An 18,077-nucleotide genomic window follows, 5' to 3' on the forward strand; every position below is an offset into this window, starting at 1 on the left:
TCTGGCACAAACGAGCTTTCGAGTGGTAGTTTCCACAGCCAGTGCATGTTTTTTGTGCGATGCGATGCGATAGCCATATTAGGGGGACGCGGTGACCTGGGGAGTCGGACTTGATGTCGGCAACACACGTTGCACTGCGGTGCTCGCCGTGCCCGCCGCCGAACCGGTGATCATCGACCACGAATCCGTGCTGCACCACGCGCCGGACGGCACTATCGCACTGGGTACTGCCCACACACATTCACCGGGCGTACGACGGTTCCTCGACCGAGTCACTACCGACAACGAAGCGGCTCCCACCCAGCGGACGCGCGGTGAAGAACTGGTCGCAACCGCGCTGTACTGCCTCGTTGCGGAAGTGCACAGCCTCACCGATCAGCCGCTGCGCATTGTCCCCGCCATCCCTCCCAACTTCTCGGCTCGATCTGTGGACACGCTGCGAACCGCGCTCGACAGCATGGATCTCGACTACATCGAACTTGCGCCCTACTCCGCGACCCTCGGCGCCTACAACCTCGATTCCGACATCACCACGGGTGAACGCTCGGCACGGGGAGCCGCGATTCTGGCTGTTCCCCGCGCGGCGAGTGCTTCCGTCCCCGACATCGAGCAGGCGCCGGAGACGGAAGACATCCTCAGCACAGATGCCGCACCGAGTCGGCGGCCCGTCTACCTCGCAGCCGCCGTCGCCGGTCTCTTGACTGCCGCGGCATGCGCGCTCGCGGTGTTGATCGGTAACGCCCCCACAACGCAGGTGCCGGAAATTCGTGACGCCGCCGTCCCGGCGTATGCCGAAATAGCGCCGCCCACCGATCCCGCGCCCCTTCGCGAGGTTCCGATCCAATTCCCCACTGCCGCGCCCGTGGCCGTCGTCCCACAGAACCGCACGCCGACCCCGCGATATCAGGCTCCCACCCAGGACGCCCTTCTGGTCGACGAGTTCGACGACGTTCCGACCGAAGACGAGAGCGTCGAACCGCTCGCATCCGAGATCCCCGCCGTGGACGACTACGACGTTGGCGGCGAACAGACCGATCCCGTCGACCCTGGCACAACTGATCCGGAACCGGTCGATCCGCAGCCTGTCGATCCCGAACCGGTCGACCCGCAGCCCGTCGACCCGCAGCCCGTCGATCCCGAACAGGCACCAGAAACAACTCCCTAGCTGCACATATCGACTTCCCTCGACCTAGGCGCCCGATCTCACATCGGAGCCTTCCCCTATGGTGGGGCGGTACCTTCCGGCGTTACGGCCGAAAGACTCGAAGGGATTTCATGCGTAACTCGTCGGCGATCCGGACCGTTCTGGTCGGCGCCTCGGCACTTCTGCTCGCAACATCGTTCTCAGCTACAGCTTTGGCGCAGCCGGCAGAACCCACATCCGAATCATCAGTCGAACAGCTCTCCGCGGATCAGCTACCCGCCGAACTGGTCGAGGCGATCAGCCGAGATCTGAAGATTTCCCCACAGGAATATCTCGATCGCGCCGCCAAGGCCCAGGAGTTGGGTGCGTACGCGGAAAGCTTCCGGTCCTCGCGCCCCGGCGATTACGCGGGCTCGTGGATGAACCTCGACGGTCAACCGGTTGTGGCAGTTACCAGCGCCGATGCAGCACGCGTCGCGGCAGCCGACGGATTCGTCACGCATGTGGCACCGGTCTCCGCAGGCAGTCTGGAACAGAGCCTTGCCGACGTCAACGGATGGATCGCGAAACTGCCCGGCGATATCGCGACGGCAGTCAGCTCCACCTCCATCGACGTACTGAACAACCAGGTTGTCGTCGACGTTGCCAACAGCCCCGTCGGCAAGGCACTCAACCTGCCCACGATGCTCGAGAACACCAAAATTCGGCTCAGCCCGGATGGCGGCGGCGCGATCGACGCTCGCGCACTCGGCGGCGACATCTATGTCACGTCACCGGGTCCGATCCGCGAGACACCGACCGAGGACATCTCCGTCTGCTCGTTCGGATTCAATGCAGTCGACAGTCACGACAATGCGCTCAATATCAGTGCGGGACACTGCAATAAGGCCGAGGGAACCGCTGCACCCGTCTATCTGCCCAACCCGCAGAACATCGACGACAGCCTCCAGGTCGGCAACTTCGCCCAGTCCGCGGTAGGCAAGGCCGGCGAAGAACTCGACTACTCCGTCATCAAGCTCAACCAAGCGGGCGTCGACGCCGGACTCGACCGCGCATCGGTGCGCGGCGCCGGTGGCACGACACTCGAGATCACGGGCACCGCACGCCCCGTCATCGGAGCACCGATGTGCAAGTCCGGTCAGGCCAGCTCGTTCACGTGTGGCGTGGTCGCAGCCGATCAGGTCGAAATCCAGCTTGTCCGGCCCGGCGGCGAATCGCGCACCGTTCGCGGCTTTGCCGGAACAGCATGCACGCTTGCGGGCGATAGCGGCGGAGCCATCGTCACCGGAACTCTGGCTTTGGGAATCACGAGCGGTTCCAACAGCACCGGCGCACCCAACTGCACCGAAGCGAATCTTGTCCTCGCCATGTCGGGTGGGACCACGAACATCGGAATCCCCGTCGACAACATCACACAGGCCGCAGACGCAGCCTCCGGCGGTGGCGTCGGATCCGGAATCCGGGTTCGCACAATCGGCTGATCACTGAAACTCACTCGTTGTAACGGGTGGGATTCGTGGGGAAGAACCCGTTATAGTCGTGTGCGACTGCGATACGGCTCGCCGAAAGGCGGGCCGTATCCGCGTGCACCCAGGGGGGCCGCACGCGGTCAATGAAGCGGAAAGGCCCACATGCGAAGCTCCACCGCACGTCGCGCCGCAGTGTTCGGCTCGACGATGCTGCTGCTCCTCGGACCGATTGCCGCTGTTGCGAGCGCCGAACCATCGACGCCCGGTGTGTCCGACCAGGCCGCACATCTGCCCGTCGAACTCGCCGAGGCACTCCAGCACGATCTGGCGTTGACGCCTGATCAGTACCTGACGCGTTCCGAACTCGCGCAGAAACTTGCCGAGTTCGCCGACATCGCTCGGGTGCAGTTCCCCGACAGTTTTGCCGGAGTCTGGCTGGACGACCTCGGAAAGGCCGTTGTTGCACTGGCCTCCGGGCAGAGCACCGACGCAGCTCGCGCGGCCGCCGAAAAGGCCGGTTTCCAGGTCAATGACGTGGCACAAAGTGAATCGGCTTTGCAGAACGAGGTGTCCGCACTCAACACCTGGCTCGAGTCGCAGCCACCTGCCGTCGCGGATCTCGTTCGCGGAATCGCCATCGACGTTGTCGGAAACGGCGTCGAGTTGACCGCAGACCCCGCAGCCGGACTGACCCTGCCGGACTTCCTGAACACAACCGTCCGCCACGCCGCCGTCCCGATCTCCGTACCGCCGATCGTTGTCGACCTCCTCCCCGCCACCGGTTCCCTGACCGGCGACGCCGCACTCGGCGGCGACGCGTACGGCGGAATCTCCGGCTTCAACGGGTTCAAATGTTCCTTCGGTTTCAACGGAACCGATGCCTCCGGTCGCACCGTCAACATCAGCGCAGGACACTGCGACCCCAACCGCATCGCCGCAGGCACGCAGTACGCCTCTGAAGCCTTCCCGCTCGTCAACAACCAGCCGGGACCGCGAGTGGGATACTTCGCCAAGAGCGTGTTCGGGCCGCGGGACTACTCGATCATCAACATCGACGACCAGGCGAAATACCGGTTCGACAACAACAGCGTCCGGGTTCCCTTCAACCGATCCGTCAACATCGACGGGGTTGCCGATCCCGTTGTCGGCGCACCAGTCTGCAAGGCCGGATCGACCACCGGCTACAGCTGCGGCGTTGTCACCAGCGTCAATCGCAATGCAGTGGTCTCGGAGCAGCCGATGTCCAACCTCTTCACCACCGACATCTGCGTCCTTCAGGGCGACAGCGGCGGCCCGATCATGACCGGCACCCGGGCACTGGGCATCACCAGCGCGTCGACGGTCGCAACATCTTCCTTCTGCGAGGTCGCTCGGGCCGCAACGCTGATCGGTAGCCCTCAGCCGATTCAGTACGGAACGCCCATCAAGGACATCCTCGCCGAAAACCCCGGCTTGAAAGTCCGCGACTACTGATCGCACCGCACCTACTGTGGCTCACCTCCTGTCGAGGTGGGCCACAGTTTTTTGTCGCAAATGCGCCCTTTCCCCCCGCCCCACCGGTGCGAACGTACCTTTCATCGCCCTGGATGCGCCGAAAGGTACGTTCGCTCCGGACGGGTCGGTCGGTACCGCCAAAACAGCGCAGATGGCAGGTTAGGGCTGCCTGATTAACAGGGGCGAGATGCACACCACCTAACGTGACGGTAGATAAGTTTGCGCAGCGGCCCAGCCCGTCGTTGCGGAATAATTGATCTCGCCAGGCCAAGCATGGTTACTCGCCGGTATACATGGTCGACACATCAAGCTACTGGTGGGTAACATATGGCAGGTTAGTATCAGTGGGCTCTTACCAGGTGGCCGACGCGTCGCCCTGAAATGAAAGGCCGCGACATGAATGCCCTGACGATCACGTTGGGCACCATCGGTGTGCTGCTGAGCCTCGTGTGTTGGTATTCCTTCATCGGTGGCGCGCTCAAGATGGTGAAGGTCGTCCAAATCGGCCAATCAGCACCAGACCGCTGGCGTCCGTTCTTCCCCCGCTTCAAGCAGATGGTCATCGAGTTCATCGCGCACACGCGCATGGCGAAGTTCCGTACCGTCGGCTGGGCTCACTGGCTTGTCATGGTCGGCTTCCTGCTCGGCGCCATCGTCTGGTTCGAGGCTTACGGCCAGACGTTCAACCCCGAGTTCCACTGGCCGATCTTCGGCAACTGGGCCATCTACCACCTGGTCGACGAGATTCTGGGTCTTGGCACCGTCATCGGCATCACCACGCTGATCGTCATCCGCCAGCTCAACCACCCGCGCCTGCCGATCCGCCTGTCCCGCTTCGGCGGCTCGGATTTCAAGGCTGCCTACTTCGTCGAAACCGTTGTCCTCATCGAGGGCCTCGGCATGATCTTCGTGAAGGCCGGCAAGATCGCGACTTACGGTCATTCCAATCCGTGGACCGACTTCTTCACGATGAACCTGGCCAAGCTGCTCCCGGCCAGCGCCACGATGGTGGCCATCTTTGCGTTCATCAAGCTGATGTCCGGCATGATCTGGCTGTACATCGTCGGCCGCAACATCACCTGGGGTGTTGCCTGGCACCGCTTCTCCGCGTTCTTCAACATCTACTTCAAGCGTGAAGACGACGGAACCGTTGCTCTCGGCGCGGCAAAGCCCATGATGAGCGCGGGTAAAGCCCTGACGATGGACAACGTCGATCCCGACACCGACACCCTCGGCGCCGGCCAGATCGAAGACTTCTCCTGGAAGGGCTGGCTCGACTTCACCACGTGCACCGAGTGCGGCCGCTGCCAGTCCCAGTGCCCCGCCTGGAACACCGGAAAGCCGCTCTCTCCCAAGCTCCTCATCATGTCGCTGCGTGACCACGGCTACGCCAAGGCCCCGTACCTGCTGGCCGGTGGCCGCAAGGACATGGGCGGCGACGAAATCGGATTGGTCGACGCCGACGGCAACGTCAACGAAGCCGCCCTCGCCGCAATCCCCGAGGCCGCCCGCCAGGAAGCCGAGCGCAAACTCGTCGGCGAGACGGTCGAGGGTGAACTCGCACCGGTCATCGATCTCGAAACCCTGTGGAGCTGCACCAACTGCGGCGCCTGCGTCGAACAGTGCCCGGTCGACATCGAACACGTCGACCACATCATCGACATGCGCCGCTACCAGGTCCTGATCGAATCGGAGTTCCCGTCCGAGCTCGCCGGCCTGTTCAAGAACCTCGAGAACAAGGGCAATCCCTGGGGCCAGAACTCCAAGGACCGCCTCAACTGGATCAACGAGATGGACTTCGAGATCCCCGTGTACGGCAAGGACGCCGACACATTCGAGGACTACGAGTACCTGTTCTGGGTCGGCTGCGCCGGCGCCTACGAAGACCGCGCCAAGAAGACCACGAAGGCTGTCGCGGAACTTCTCGCGACCGCGGGTGTGAAGTTCATGGTCCTCGGCGCCGACGAAACCTGCACCGGCGACTCCGCTCGCCGCGCCGGCAACGAGTTCCTCTTCCAGCAGCTCGCGCTGCAGAACATCGAAATGCTCAACTCCGTCTTCGAGGATGTCGAGCAGAAGAAGCGCAAGATCGTCGTCACGTGTGCGCACTGCTTCAACGCCCTCGGTAACGAGTACCCGGAGGTGGGCGGCGACTACGAGGTCGTGCACCACACCCAGCTGCTCAACCGTCTGGTGCGCCAGAAGAAGCTGATCCCCGTCGCGTCGGTGAGCGAAGACATCACCTACCACGACCCGTGCTTCCTCGGCCGCCACAACAAGGTCTACGACGCACCCCGTGAACTCATGGAAGCATCCGGCGCCAAGCTCGTCGAAATGCCGCGTCACGGCGAACGTTCCATGTGCTGTGGTGCCGGTGGCGCTCGCATGTGGATGGAAGAGAACATCGGTAAGCGCATCAACGTCGACCGCGTCGACGAAGCGCTGTCCACCAACCCCAAGAAGATCGCAACGGGCTGCCCGTTCTGCCGCGTCATGCTCAACGACGGCGTCACCGCACGCCAGGAACAGGGCAAGGGAGAAGGCGTCGAGGTTGTCGACGTCGCACAGCTGATGCTGAACTCCGTCACCCGCCTCGAACCCAGCCAGCTCACCGAGAACATCAAGGTGATCCCGCGTGAGAAGGCACCGGTTGCCGCGGCACCCGTTGTCGAAGAAGCCGCACCCGCGGCCGAGCCCTCAGCTCCGGCCGCTACCCCGGCAGCACCCGCTGCCGCCGGCAAGGGCCTCGCAATGAAGGGCCTCGCCAAGGCACCCGGCGCGAAAGCACCCGGTGCAAAGGCACCCGGCAAGGGACTCGGAATGGCAGGCGGGGCAAAGGCTCCCGGCGCCAAGAAAGCTGCTCCGGCAGCTGCCGAAGCTCCCGAGTCCGCAGCACCCGAAGCTGCACCCGCCGCAAAGCCCAAGGGCCTCGGCCTGGCCGGCGGAGCCAAGGCTCCCGGTGGCAAGGGACTGCAGATGAAGGGCGCTGCCAAGGCACCGGGCGCAAAGGCTGCAGCCGCACCCGCTCCTGAAACTGCTGCACCCGAAGCCGCTGCTCCGGCCGCACCCGCCAAGCCGAAGGGTCTGGGCCTGGCGTCCGGCGCCAAGGCTCCCGGCAAAGGCTTGCAGATGAAGGGTGGGGCAAAGGCTCCGGGCGCAAAGGCTGCTGAGGCCCCCGCCGCACCTGCTGCTGAGGCCCCCGCCGCACCTGCTGCCGAGGCCCCCAAGGCTGCGCCGGTTGCCAAGGCCGGCGGGCTCGGATTCAAGTCGGGCGCAAAGGCTCCCGGTGCAAAGAAGGCAGCTCCCGCTGCCGCAGCTCCGGCTCCCGCTGCCGCAGCTCCGGCTCCCGTTGCGGAAACCCCGGCGGCTCCTGTTGCCGAGGCACCCGCCACTGAAGCACCGGCCGCCGAGGCTCCCGCTCCTAAGGCTCCGCCGGTTGCCAAGGCTGGTGGGCTCGGATTCAAGTCGGGTGCAAAGGCTCCCGGTGCACGCAAGGCAGCACCCGCTGCTGCAGCTCCGGCTCCCGCTGCCGAACCGGTAGTAGAAGCGGCTGCACCTGAAGCTCCGGCTACCGAAGCACCAGCCACCGAGGCACCAGCTGCTGAGGCTCCCGCTGCGCAGGCCCCCAAGGCTCCCCCGGCCGCAAAGCCGGGCGGGCTCGGATTCAAGGCAGGCGCAAAGGCTCCCGGCCGCAAGTAGTAATCACGTCATCGAACGCCCTCGCCATTGCGGCGGGGGCGTTCGTGTTTGCCTGGCTCGTAAGCGAGCAGGGTTTCTGGGTAGCGAGCACCCCTTCCAGCTCGCCGGAACCCTTGCTCACTGCACACAAACACTGCTCACTGCACTCAAACTATGCACACTGCGCAACCTATCCACAGCACAGAAACCCGTCGGCCCAGACGGGCTCCGATGCACCAGGATTGTTCGGCATGGGGGAACAACCGCACATCGTCCGCAGACCCGAGCATCTCGCCACCGGCGGCACCGACTCCGAGATCCGTCGCAGCTGTTCACACGGCGACTGGACCCGCCTACATCGCGGCGCCTACGTGTCGACGCAGCCGTTCTCCGAACTCGACGCACATGGGCGCCATCGTCTGCAGGTCCACGCGATAGCCAGGGCAGCCAATGCCGACGCAGTTGTCAGTCATACCTCCGCGGCAGTGCTGCACGGCCTGGATTTATGGAATACTCCGCTCCGCCTGGTTCACCTGACTCGAAACCGTCGAGGTGGCGGCAGCACGTCCACTCACAGGCAGGTGCACTCTGCGTTGCTCACCGCGGACGAAGTCACGACCGTCGACGGTCTGCGGGTGACAACGCTTGCGCGCACGGTAGTCGACCTCGCCCGTTCACTACCGTTCGAGCCGGCCCTGGTCGCGGGGAACTCTGCGCTGCACCGAACACCGCTCGCTCTGGCCGACATCACCTCAAATCTGGCTGGGGTGCCGCGCCATCCGTCGCACCGCCATGCCTTTCATGCGATCGACGCGATGGACGGCCGGATCGAAAGCGTCGGCGAGTCACGGAGTTTGGCGCTCTTTGTCTCCGAGCACTTGCCGATACCCGAACCGCAAGTTCAGATCGGTGATGCTCGTGTCGATTTCCTGTGGCGCGAGCATCGCACTGTCGGGGAGTTCGACGGCCGGGTCAAGTACGGCCGCTTCGTTCCCGTCGGCCGCACCCCTGAGGATGTGCTCTGGGCGGAGAAGCTCCGCGAAGACCGTCTGCGGGATGCGGGTTGGCAGGTGGTTCGGTGGACGTGGGCGGACTTGTCGACGCCGCAGGTGGTCTCGGATCGTATCCGTGCGGCATTCAACCGCGGCCGCACCCCCTAGCCGGCCACCCAGCCAACCCTGCAAGAGAGCACAGTTTCTGCCCAGTGAGCACCCCTACCAGCGTGCCGCACACCATGTTCACTGCACACAAACCATGTCAGCTTGCCCACAACCGCTGATCCCCGAGGACCAAGTACCCGAATTGTCCGCTTGGCCATCCGCCAAGAGTTCAGACCGGTTAGTCTGCAGCCACGCGGACTCTTGCAGTGGCAGTGACACTTACAGTGGCACTCACCCTCTTCCCCGGCACTGCAGGAGCCGCAACCAACGGCTGTACGTCGGTGACTCATCTTGTCCCCGAGAAGAACTGGGCGGTCACGATCCTCCTAGGTAGCCGCTACACCTCGTGAGTCCACAGCTTCAGCTGCGGAACACCTGGCGGCGTGAACCCGAGCACCTGGCCGTAGAAGGACAGTTCCGCGTTGCGGGAACTGATGATCGTGGACTGCTTACGGAAGCCGTGGGATTCGCCTTCGTAGGCCAGGTAGGCGTGCGGAATGCCCTTCGATACCAGTGCATCTCGAAAGCGTTCGGCTTGTGACGGCGGAACGATCGGATCGTCGAGACCTTGCAGCAGCAATACCGGGCAGTTCAAACCGTCGACGTTGTTGAGCGGTGCGCGCTCCGCGTACAGCGCTGCGGATTCCGGCAGCGGCCCGATCAGTCCGTCGATGTACCGCGATTCGAAGTCATGGGTTTCCTTGGCGAAACCGTCCAGTTCGGCCACACCGTAATAGGAAGCGCCGCACGCAAACACGTCGGAGGTTGTCAACGCCGCCAGCACGGTCCAGCCGCCCGCAGATCCGCCTTCGATGGCCAGACGGGCAGGATCGGCAAGCCCCTGTTCGGCGAGCCCCGTGACGGCGGTGATCACATCCTGGACATCTACGACGCCCCACTGGCCACGCAGACGATTGCGGTACTCGCGGCCATATCCGGTGGATCCGCCGTAGTTGACGTCCACGACGCCGATTCCCCGACTGGTGAAGTACGCGTACACGAGGTTCAGAGCTGGCGCGATGTGCGCGGTGGGTCCGCCGTGCACAAAGGCGACGTACGGCGGGAGTTCACCGTCTTGGCCGCGGTAGCGGGGATTGCGGGGCGGGTAGGCAAATGCGTGGACTTCGCGGCCGTGCCCGTGTGCAACAACGGTTCGAGCTTCGGGGAGATAAGCAGATTCGGGAAGCGCGTCGACGGACAGCCGAACATCACGCAGCGCTCCGGTTCCGAGGTCCAGTTCACGCAGTCCGGTAGCCAGTTTTGCGCCGCCGCTTTTGATCAGCAGCTGATCATCGCGCACCTGCATGAGGCCGATGCTGGTGACGCCGGAGACGTCGATGTCGCGCAAGTCGCCGGTTTCCGGATCCAGCACCGCGAGGGTATCCGTACCGAAAGTACGCACAGTCAACAGTTTTCCGTTGCCGAGCACCTCGTACCAGCGGGCGCCGAACTGCCACAGCGCGTCACCGAAGTCGGCATCAACCGGGCAGAGCGCGGCCACGTCTGTACCCACGCGATAGATATTCCACCACCCGCTGCGATCGCTGACCACGTACAGTTCGTCGCCGGATATCCATTCCGGTTGCAGCACTGACTCTTCCGTGCCGCCGAGAAGAACTCGATGCGGACCCGCCACTCCGTCGACAAGATCCGCGACCCGCAGCTCGGTTCCGTCCCAGGGCATCTGCGGGTGATTCCACGCGATCCAGGCGATCTTGCTTCCGTCCGGGGAGGGCCGCGGGTATGCAAGGAAGTCCGAACCGCCGACGATGGCGCGAATCTCGCCGGATCCGTCGAGCGGAATGGCGCAGATGTCGCGCGTGATCGTGCCGCCTGGCGCGTGGGACTCGCGCACGGCCCACACGTCGGCTCCGACGATCGACAAATCCGCGTATCGCACCGATGACGATGTCGGGGGTGTCAATGCTCGCGGCCTGAGACCTTCGAGGATGTACACCCGCTGATCGGAGAACTCACTGAAAACCAACCGCCCGGCGTCCGTGACCGTCCACGCGCGGCCGCCGTACTCGTGAACTCGGGTGCGTGCGTTCCACGGCGCGGGCAGTACGTCGACGGGCTGATCGTCGAGTCCCAACCGTCGAATCGCGACGCGCCCGCCTTCGGTTGGCCGCAGCTCCGCCCACCACACCTCGTCACCGACGTAGCGGCCACCTTCTACCGGGTGACCTCCGTTGGCCAGATCTGCTGCGTCGATGGGCGATGCCCACGATCCGTACGGGGCTGCGATCACGTCGGTCGGCGTCATGCGCCCCAGAATAAGCCAACCGACGTGTAAGCCAACTGAACAGACGGCACCTTCTATCGTGCCCGGAAGAATCCACTTGCGCACAGGTGGAATCATGTAACTCGTGAGCACACCAGAACCCGTCCGCCATCGTCAGCCGCAGCGCGAGCTGGAGCAGTCGTCGAAGCTCCAGAACGTCCTGTACGAAATCCGTGGACCGGTGCACGCGCATGCCGCCCGGTTGGAGGCGGAAGGGCACCGGATCCTCAAGCTCAACATCGGAAACCCCGCACCGTTCGGTTTCGACGCACCGGACGTGATCATGCGCGACATGATCGCCGCTCTTCCCTACGCTCAGGGGTACTCGGAGTCCAAGGGCATTTTGTCGGCCAGGCGCGCGATCGTGACTCGGTACGAGCTGGTTCCCGGCTTCCCCGAGGTGGACGTCGATGACATCTACCTCGGCAACGGCGTGTCCGAGCTGATCACCATGACAATGCAGGCCCTGCTCAACAACGGGGACGAGGTGCTGATCCCAGCGCCGGACTACCCGTTGTGGACGGCAATGACCAGCTTGTCCGGTGGAACTCCGGTGCACTATCTGTGCGACGAAGGCAACGACTGGAATCCCGATATCGCAGATATCGAATCCAAGATCACCGACAAGACCAAGGCCTTGCTGGTCATCAACCCGAACAACCCTACGGGTGCGGTGTACTCGATGGAGATTCTCCAGCAGTTGGTCGATCTGGCGCGCAAGCATCAGCTTCTTCTGCTCGCTGACGAGATTTACGACAAGATCTTGTACGACGACGCCAAGCACATCTCGCTTGCGTCGTTGGCTCCCGATCTTCTGTGCCTGACGTTCAACGGTCTCTCGAAGGCGTATCGCGTTGCGGGCTACCGTTCGGGTTGGGTGGCGATCACCGGCCCGAAGGAGCACGCCGGCGGCTTCCTCGAGGGTCTCGACCTCTTGGCGTCGACGCGCTTGTGCCCGAATGTTCCGGGTCAGCACGCTATCCAGGTGGCGCTCGGTGGCCATCAGAGCATCGAGGACCTCATCCTCCCCGGCGGACGTCTGCTCGAGCAGCGCGATGTCGCATGGGAACGCCTGAACATGATTCCGGGTGTCTCGTGTGTCAAGCCGCGTGGAGCGCTGTACGCGTTCCCTCGCTTGGATCCGAATGTTCACGAGATCCACAACGACGAGAAGTTGGTTCAGGATCTTCTTCTGCAGGAGAAGATCCTTATGGTTCAGGGAACGGGCTTCAATTGGCCCGATCATGACCATTTGCGAATCGTTACCCTTCCATGGGCCCGTGACCTTGCTGTGGCAATCGAGCGGTTCGGCAACTTCCTTACGAGTTACAAACAGTAGGAAGCTGGAAACCCACTGGCCACGGCCATGGACGTTTGACCAGTTTGTTTTTCTATGGATGCCCCGCACGGATAAATGTGCGGGGCATTCGTGCGACCTTGGTCACAAATTTCCGAAACCAATCGGTTTGGTTGAGTGTTTGACTAGTCGCGACCTGCCGCTACGGTAGAAACAGCGCAATTGGTCCGATAACCGTTGTAAATTAGTAGCAAGACAATGCACCAGATTGGTTTGAAATTGGGTACATTGGTTTCAGCACTTCGGTGCCGCGAGCACCTGGTATCCCTCCCCCCCCTGTGGATACCAGGTTGGTGGCGGGGACAACCCCCCCTGTTCCCCGCCACCCAGCTCGAACTCTTCCTCTCCAGCCGCCAAGTCCGGCGACTCACCTGTTCACAGCAACTGCCGCTAACATGGCACCGGTGCAAATCCCCAGTCCGACACTCAGTTTCCGATGAGCCACGGTCACGGCCATGGTCATGACGGCCCACTCCACATCGGAGCCACTGCTGCCCGCGTTGTCGTCGGCATCCTCACCGTCGTCGGTCTAGCCGTACTCGTCGGCGTCATCGCTCTGTGGCCGGACAAGGCCAACCTCGACATCCCGTTGCCGTTTCAGAACTCCGACGGCGGGTCAGTGGTCACGGAGGCCGGCACGGTCACCCTCCAGGAGATCGGCGCCTGCGGAAGTGTCTCGGCGGGAAGACCATTCGTCGGCGAACCGGCACCCCCGGCGAATACGAGTTATCAGTGTCAGCGAAGCATCGTCGACATCGAATCGGGTCCGAACGCCGGTACCCAGACATTGCTGGAGATCATTCCGGGTCCCGGCCAACCTGATTTGCGAGTCGGCGAGCATATCCGTCTGCTGCGCCAGACCGATCCGACCGGGGCGACGCAGTATTCCTTTGAGGACTATTCACGCGGATTGTCGCTGACGCTGATCGTCGTGGCTTTTGCCGTGGTGATCATCGCTGTCGCCCGGTGGCGCGGATTGCGGGCACTTCTCGGGCTTGTGGTGGCGTTCGGCGTGGTGGTCGGCTTTCTCCTCCCCGCATTGTTGGACGGAAAACCCGCGATACCCGTTGCTCTGGTGTCGGGCGCCGTCATTTTGTATGCCGTCTTGTACCTCGCGCACGGAGTCTCGCTCCGAACCAGTTCTGCGCTTCTCGGAACCCTCGCCGCCATGGTTCTTGCTGCGGTGCTGTCTTACCTGTCGATCGAACTGACCCAACTCACCGGGCTCTCCGAAGAGCAGAACACCAACGTGCAGACCTACATTCAGCACGTCGACATCACCGGACTCCTGCTCGCAGGCTTCATCATCGGCTCGCTGGGTGTGCTCAACGACGTCACGATCACCCAGGCGTCGTCGGCATTCGAGTTGGCGCAGTTGGACAAGGGCGCGACCCGACGCCAGGTGTTTGCCGGCTCGATGCGCGTGGGTCGCGATCACATCGCCAGTACCGTCTACACCTTGGTCTTGGCCTATGCGGGCGGCGCTTTGCCGTTGCTGCTGTTGTTCAGTGTCAGTGGCCGTCCGCTGGGCGACGTTCTGGTCGGCGACGCCGTAGCCATCGAAATTGTGCGATCTGCTGTCGGCGGCATCGCGCTTGCGCTGTCCGTTCCGCTCACGACGGCAATCGCAGTGCTCCTTGCCCGTCCGCCGGGAAGTTCGACGGCCACCGCATCGAACGGTGGGCGTCACTCCAAGCGCTAGCTCACAAACCGGGGATGGGCGGCAGAACGGGAAGCAGGATCGGGGGCAGCCCGGGAATGTACAGCGCGGGCGGCGGCGCCGGCGCAGGTGCCGGCGGGACGTACGGCGCCTCGTAGGGTGCCTCGTACACGGGAGCTTCCTCCGTCACCGGAGGCGGCTCTGTTGTGGTGGTAGGCGGCGGTGTTGTGGTGGTGGTCGGAACCGTCGTCGACGGCGTTTGTGTTGTGGTGACCTCTGTTGCTACCGGGCCGGCTTCGCCCGAATCGCCGAACACCTTCCCGCCGTAGCCCATTCCCAGACCGACGATGACGATCGCGGCAACAACACCGGCTCCCAGTCCGGCGAATCGGAACTGCCTGCCTGACTCCGGGGTGGTTGTCTCGTCGTGTGAAGTAGCGGCGAGCCAGGTGGGTTGTCCCCCACTGACGTCGTCGTGAACAGCCGAGTACGCCTGGGCATCGACCATGACGGGTTCTTTGACGTCTGATTCGTCGCTGTCGTAGTCGGCGGCTGGTTGAGCCTGGGTCGGTACTGACTCGGGTGCAGGCGCCACCTGCGCATGCGCGGGCGCATGGAGATCGGCACTCGCCGGCGCAGGCCCTGGCCCGGTCATCGTTGCAAGGCCACCGTGGGCGAATGCCTGGACGGGCGCCGGCGCCACAGCAGGAGTGTTGATCGGGTACGGCGCAAAGATCGGCGCCACTGCCGGGGCCGCAACAGTCACGGCGGGCGCAGCGGCGGGCTCTCTGCGAGGCGCGCCGCCCGCGAGCAGTGCGGCTCCCTGCGTGGCGAGGAGGTCTGGCTGTTCCGGCGCTATGACGGGGATTTCGATCCACCGTTCCAGCACGGTGCGAATGATGGGGACTCGGGCGCCGCCGCCGATCAGTACAACGGAGTCCGGGCGCCGACCGGAGGTGGCAATCACCTCACGGACCTCTCGGGCCAGAGCCTCGACGCTGGGCGCGACCAAGGAGTCGAAGACTTCTCGGGAGAGTAGTAGTAATCCGCCTGGTCCGGGGAGGCAGACTGCGCTGCGGGTCGAGAGTTGTTCCTTGGCCAGTCGGCTCCGCGCTTGGAGTTCTGCGATGCCTTCGGGATCGGTAGGCGTCGCGATGCGACGTCGTTCGGTTTGGTCGAGGTAGACGAGTGCGTCGAACTGATCGCCGCTGACTTGACTGGATCTGGCGGTGACGACGGTTGCACCGGTGGTGCGATCGAGGACGTCGACGGTTGCACCGGTGGCGCCGAGGTCGATGACCACCAGGGTGTTCTGTGCGCCCAGCGTTCCCGGTTCCTCGAGCATCCGCAGAATTGCCGCAGATTCGGGTATCAGCCGGTAGTTGTCGATCCGGCCACGATCAAGTGCCTGGCTGAGGGCGCCTGCCTGACTCTGATCGCGGTAGACGACGGCGACGGAGTTGTCGTGGCCGGTGAATTCCGCGAGCGCGACGCGAATGGAATCCGCTGCGACGTCTTCGGGGTTCTCGTGTCCGCGCACGATCGCTCTGGATCGAAATACCGGCCCACCACGCTCCGGCGCTCCTGGGCGTGCCAAGCGCACAGCGCTCGCCCCCACTGTTACACCGAGCACCAAGTTCATGAGCCACCTTCGTCGACTGCAAACAGATCCATGAGCAGACCCGTCACCTTCCGGCGGGAAGTCTACCCATTCGATTGCATCGTGGAGATGTGCAGAGTCGAACCGACCGTACGGCTGGCAACTTATCAGTTATTCACCCTTAGCTCTCACCGCCCTACCCCGCGATAAATCCAGCCGGCCGATCGCCAGAGTGACGGGTCGAGGCAGTTGCGTCCGTCGACGATCATCCGCCCGTGCACAACCGAATCCAGCTGTGACGGTTGGAGTTCGGCAAACTCAGACCATTCGGTGGCAACCAGTACGACATCTGCGCGCTTGCACGCCTCTGACGTCGACGTTGCATAGTTGAGCGTGGGAAAAATGGTGCGCGAATTCTCAATCGCCTTGGGGTCGTACACCGTCACGTTCGCGCCGTGCAGTTGCATCATGCCCGCGACATTCAGTGCGGGCGAATCGCGCACATCGTCCGATTCTGGCTTAAAGGCCGCACCTAGGACAGCCACGTTCATTCCCAGCAAACTGCCGCCGCAGACTTGCGTCACCAGTTCGAGGACCTTGGTTCGGCGTCGCATGTTGATGCTGTCCACCTCGCGGAGGAACGACAAGGCTTGATCAACGCCCAGCTCCCCGGCCCGCGCCGCGAACGACCGAATATCCTTCGGCAGGCAACCGCCGCCGAATCCCAGACCGGCATTCAGGAAGCTCCGCCCGATCCGCGCGTCGTGACCGAGGGCGTCAGCTAACACGGTGACGTCGGCTCCGGTTGCCTCGCAGATTTCCGCGATCGCGTTGATGAACGAAATTTTTGTGGCCAGAAAGGCGTTTGCCGAACCTTTCACGAGTTCCGACGTCGCAAGGTCGGTAACCAGAAACGGGATGCGCGCGTCGAGCATCGAAGCATAGACGTCCCGCAGAGCAGATTCGGCGGTGCCGGGGCGATCCCGATCGACGCCGACAACCAGCCGGTCCGGACGCAACGTATCTGCGACGGCTTTTCCTTCGCGCAGGAATTCGGGATTCCACGCCACCTCGACGCCGTCCCCGGCCGGGGCAGCGGCCCGAACCCGCGCGCCTAGCCGTGCGGCTGTCCCCACGGGAACTGTCGACTTCCCGACAATGACGGCCGGACGCTCCAATAGCGGTGCCAGCGTGTCGATCACGGCATCGACGTGGGAAATGTCCGCAGCCTTCTCGCCGCGCTTCTGCGGAGTGCCCACGCAAAGAAAATGGAGATCCGCGAACTCCGAGGCTTCCGCGTACGACGTCGTGAAGCCCAGCCGCCCGGACTCGAGATTCCGCGTCAACAGCTGTGCCAGTTCAGGTTCGAAGAACGGAACATGACCGGCGCACAGCATCTCGACCTTCGCGGCGTCGATGTCAACGCCCAGAACCTCATGTCCCAGTTCCGCCATACACACGGCATGGGTCAGCCCCAGGTACCCGGTCCCGAACACGGTCAGTCTCATGAGTAGTTCATATATCCCAACGACGGACGCGGCGGGAACACCGCGTAGTCGATGTGCAAACATTTCGCGACATCATGGTGCCGCATTGTGGCGCTGCCCCTTTATGATTGACCTCATGCACATCCTCTTTGTCTGCACCGGAAATATCTGCCGATCGCCAACAGGGGAACGCCTTGCTCGAGCATTTGCGGAGGAAGCGGGGATCACGGATCTCACGGCGTCGAGTGCCGGTACGCGCGCCCTTGTCGGCCATGCGGTGGAACCGACAGCGGCGCTGGTACTGGAAGGGCTGGGAGGCGATCCCTCCAATTTTCGCGCTCGCCGGCTTACTACGGCAATTGCGTCTGAAGCCGATTTGATTCTGGCTATGACGGAGCGTCATCGCGACAAGATTCTGGCGTTAGCGCCATCGCAGTTCAAGCGAACTTTCACATTGCGTGAGGCGGCGCGCTTAGCAGAAGAATCGGTGGCAACAACAGTTGCCGAACTTGCCGACGCTCGCCCGCGCTATCACGTTCAGGAAAGTGAAGACGTTGCCGATCCTATTGGCGCGGATGAGGAAACTTTCCACGCTGTGGGTTTGGAGATCGCCACTCTTCTGGGGCCTTTGCTACGACGTATCGCGATTCCCGCTCAATAGGACTTCGCTTGCCGATCCCCTTCGGCAATCATTGCCCTCAACGCAGAAAACAGCCCCTGTCCAGCTCAGTTGGACAGGGGCTG

Annotated in this window: 12 protein-coding genes; 9 read left to right on the forward strand and 3 right to left on the reverse strand. The window is 63.3% G+C overall.

What is annotated here, in order from left to right; genetic code table 11:
* Positions 1-91: 91 nt before the first annotated feature.
* The 6 genes from C7T36_RS30020 (at position 92) to C7T36_RS30025 (ending at position 9,295) form a co-directional block, all read left to right on the forward strand.
* Positions 92-1,165: a hypothetical protein gene (locus tag C7T36_RS30020; protein WP_052683310.1), complete on the forward strand. Its 1,074-nt coding sequence runs from the start codon at positions 92-94 to the stop codon at positions 1,163-1,165.
* 110 nt (positions 1,166-1,275) lie between these two features.
* Positions 1,276-2,625 carry a protease gene (locus C7T36_RS06465; protein WP_045064168.1) on the forward strand — a complete coding sequence of 450 codons (1,350 nt, stop codon included), beginning with the start codon at positions 1,276-1,278 and terminating at the stop codon, positions 2,623-2,625.
* 150 nt (positions 2,626-2,775) lie between these two features.
* Complete coding sequence (locus tag C7T36_RS06470; RefSeq protein WP_045064169.1) at positions 2,776-4,086, forward strand: S1 family peptidase; 1,311 nt, start codon at positions 2,776-2,778, stop codon at positions 4,084-4,086.
* A 417-nt stretch (positions 4,087-4,503) separates the two neighbouring features.
* Entirely contained in the window at positions 4,504-7,806 is a 3,303-nt protein-coding gene (locus tag C7T36_RS06475; RefSeq protein WP_045064170.1) for a (Fe-S)-binding protein, read from the forward strand.
* Between the two features lie 230 nt (positions 7,807-8,036).
* Positions 8,037-8,945, forward strand: coding sequence for a hypothetical protein (locus C7T36_RS06480; protein ID WP_045064173.1), 909 nt, complete (start codon positions 8,037-8,039; stop codon positions 8,943-8,945).
* Between the two features lie 206 nt (positions 8,946-9,151).
* The gene (locus C7T36_RS30025) at positions 9,152-9,295 is read left to right on the forward strand and encodes a hypothetical protein (protein WP_162487720.1); all 144 of its coding nucleotides are present in this window, start codon (positions 9,152-9,154) and stop codon (positions 9,293-9,295) included.
* Here the strand turns inward: C7T36_RS30025 and C7T36_RS06485 are convergent.
* Entirely contained in the window at positions 9,283-11,211 is a 1,929-nt protein-coding gene (locus C7T36_RS06485) for a prolyl oligopeptidase family serine peptidase (protein WP_045066616.1), read from the reverse strand. The genes C7T36_RS30025 and C7T36_RS06485 overlap by 13 nt on opposite strands.
* 103 nt (positions 11,212-11,314) lie before the next feature.
* Between C7T36_RS06485 and C7T36_RS06490 the strand changes: the two genes are divergently transcribed.
* The gene (locus C7T36_RS06490; RefSeq protein ID WP_033235721.1) at positions 11,315-12,568 is read left to right on the forward strand and encodes a pyridoxal phosphate-dependent aminotransferase; all 1,254 of its coding nucleotides are present in this window, start codon (positions 11,315-11,317) and stop codon (positions 12,566-12,568) included.
* Positions 12,569-13,022: 454 nt separating this feature from the next.
* Positions 13,023-14,288: a YibE/F family protein gene (locus C7T36_RS06495; RefSeq protein WP_033235722.1), complete on the forward strand. Its 1,266-nt coding sequence runs from the start codon at positions 13,023-13,025 to the stop codon at positions 14,286-14,288.
* Position 14,289: 1 nt separating this feature from the next.
* Here C7T36_RS06495 and C7T36_RS06500 read toward each other — a convergent pair whose 3' ends face one another.
* On the reverse strand, positions 14,290-15,888 hold the full coding sequence (locus C7T36_RS06500) for an Hsp70 family protein (RefSeq protein ID WP_045064175.1): 1,599 nt from the start codon (positions 15,886-15,888) through the stop codon (positions 14,290-14,292).
* 146 nt (positions 15,889-16,034) lie between these two features.
* Complete coding sequence (locus C7T36_RS06505; RefSeq protein ID WP_045064177.1) at positions 16,035-17,354, reverse strand: UDP-glucose/GDP-mannose dehydrogenase family protein; 1,320 nt, start codon at positions 17,352-17,354, stop codon at positions 16,035-16,037.
* A 115-nt stretch (positions 17,355-17,469) separates the two neighbouring features.
* Between C7T36_RS06505 and C7T36_RS06510 the strand changes: the two genes are divergently transcribed.
* Positions 17,470-17,994 carry a protein-tyrosine-phosphatase gene (locus tag C7T36_RS06510; protein WP_045066617.1) on the forward strand — a complete coding sequence of 175 codons (525 nt, stop codon included), beginning with the start codon at positions 17,470-17,472 and terminating at the stop codon, positions 17,992-17,994.
* Positions 17,995-18,077 lie beyond the last annotated feature (83 nt).

It is taken from the genome of Rhodococcus sp. AD45-ID, assembly GCF_003023755.1.
Classification (GTDB): Bacteria; Actinomycetota; Actinomycetes; order Mycobacteriales; family Mycobacteriaceae; genus Rhodococcus_F; species Rhodococcus_F globerula.

Excerpts from the sequence above, each read along its gene's own strand:
- C7T36_RS06465 (WP_045064168.1), top strand. The coding sequence starts at position 1,276 with ATGCGTAACTCGTCGGCGATCCGGACCGTTCTGGTCGGCGCCTCGGCA.
- C7T36_RS06505 (WP_045064177.1), bottom strand. The coding sequence starts at position 17,354 with ATGAGACTGACCGTGTTCGGGACCGGGTACCTGGGGCTGACCCATGCC.
- C7T36_RS06480 (WP_045064173.1), top strand. The coding sequence starts at position 8,037 with ATGGGGGAACAACCGCACATCGTCCGCAGACCCGAGCATCTCGCCACC.
- C7T36_RS06495 (WP_033235722.1), top strand. The coding sequence starts at position 13,023 with ATGAGCCACGGTCACGGCCATGGTCATGACGGCCCACTCCACATCGGA.
- C7T36_RS06475 (WP_045064170.1), top strand. The coding sequence starts at position 4,504 with ATGAATGCCCTGACGATCACGTTGGGCACCATCGGTGTGCTGCTGAGC.
- C7T36_RS06470 (WP_045064169.1), top strand. The coding sequence starts at position 2,776 with ATGCGAAGCTCCACCGCACGTCGCGCCGCAGTGTTCGGCTCGACGATG.
- C7T36_RS06500 (WP_045064175.1), bottom strand. The coding sequence starts at position 15,888 with ATGAACTTGGTGCTCGGTGTAACAGTGGGGGCGAGCGCTGTGCGCTTG.
- C7T36_RS06485 (WP_045066616.1), bottom strand. The coding sequence starts at position 11,211 with ATGACGCCGACCGACGTGATCGCAGCCCCGTACGGATCGTGGGCATCG.
- C7T36_RS06510 (WP_045066617.1), top strand. The coding sequence starts at position 17,470 with ATGCACATCCTCTTTGTCTGCACCGGAAATATCTGCCGATCGCCAACA.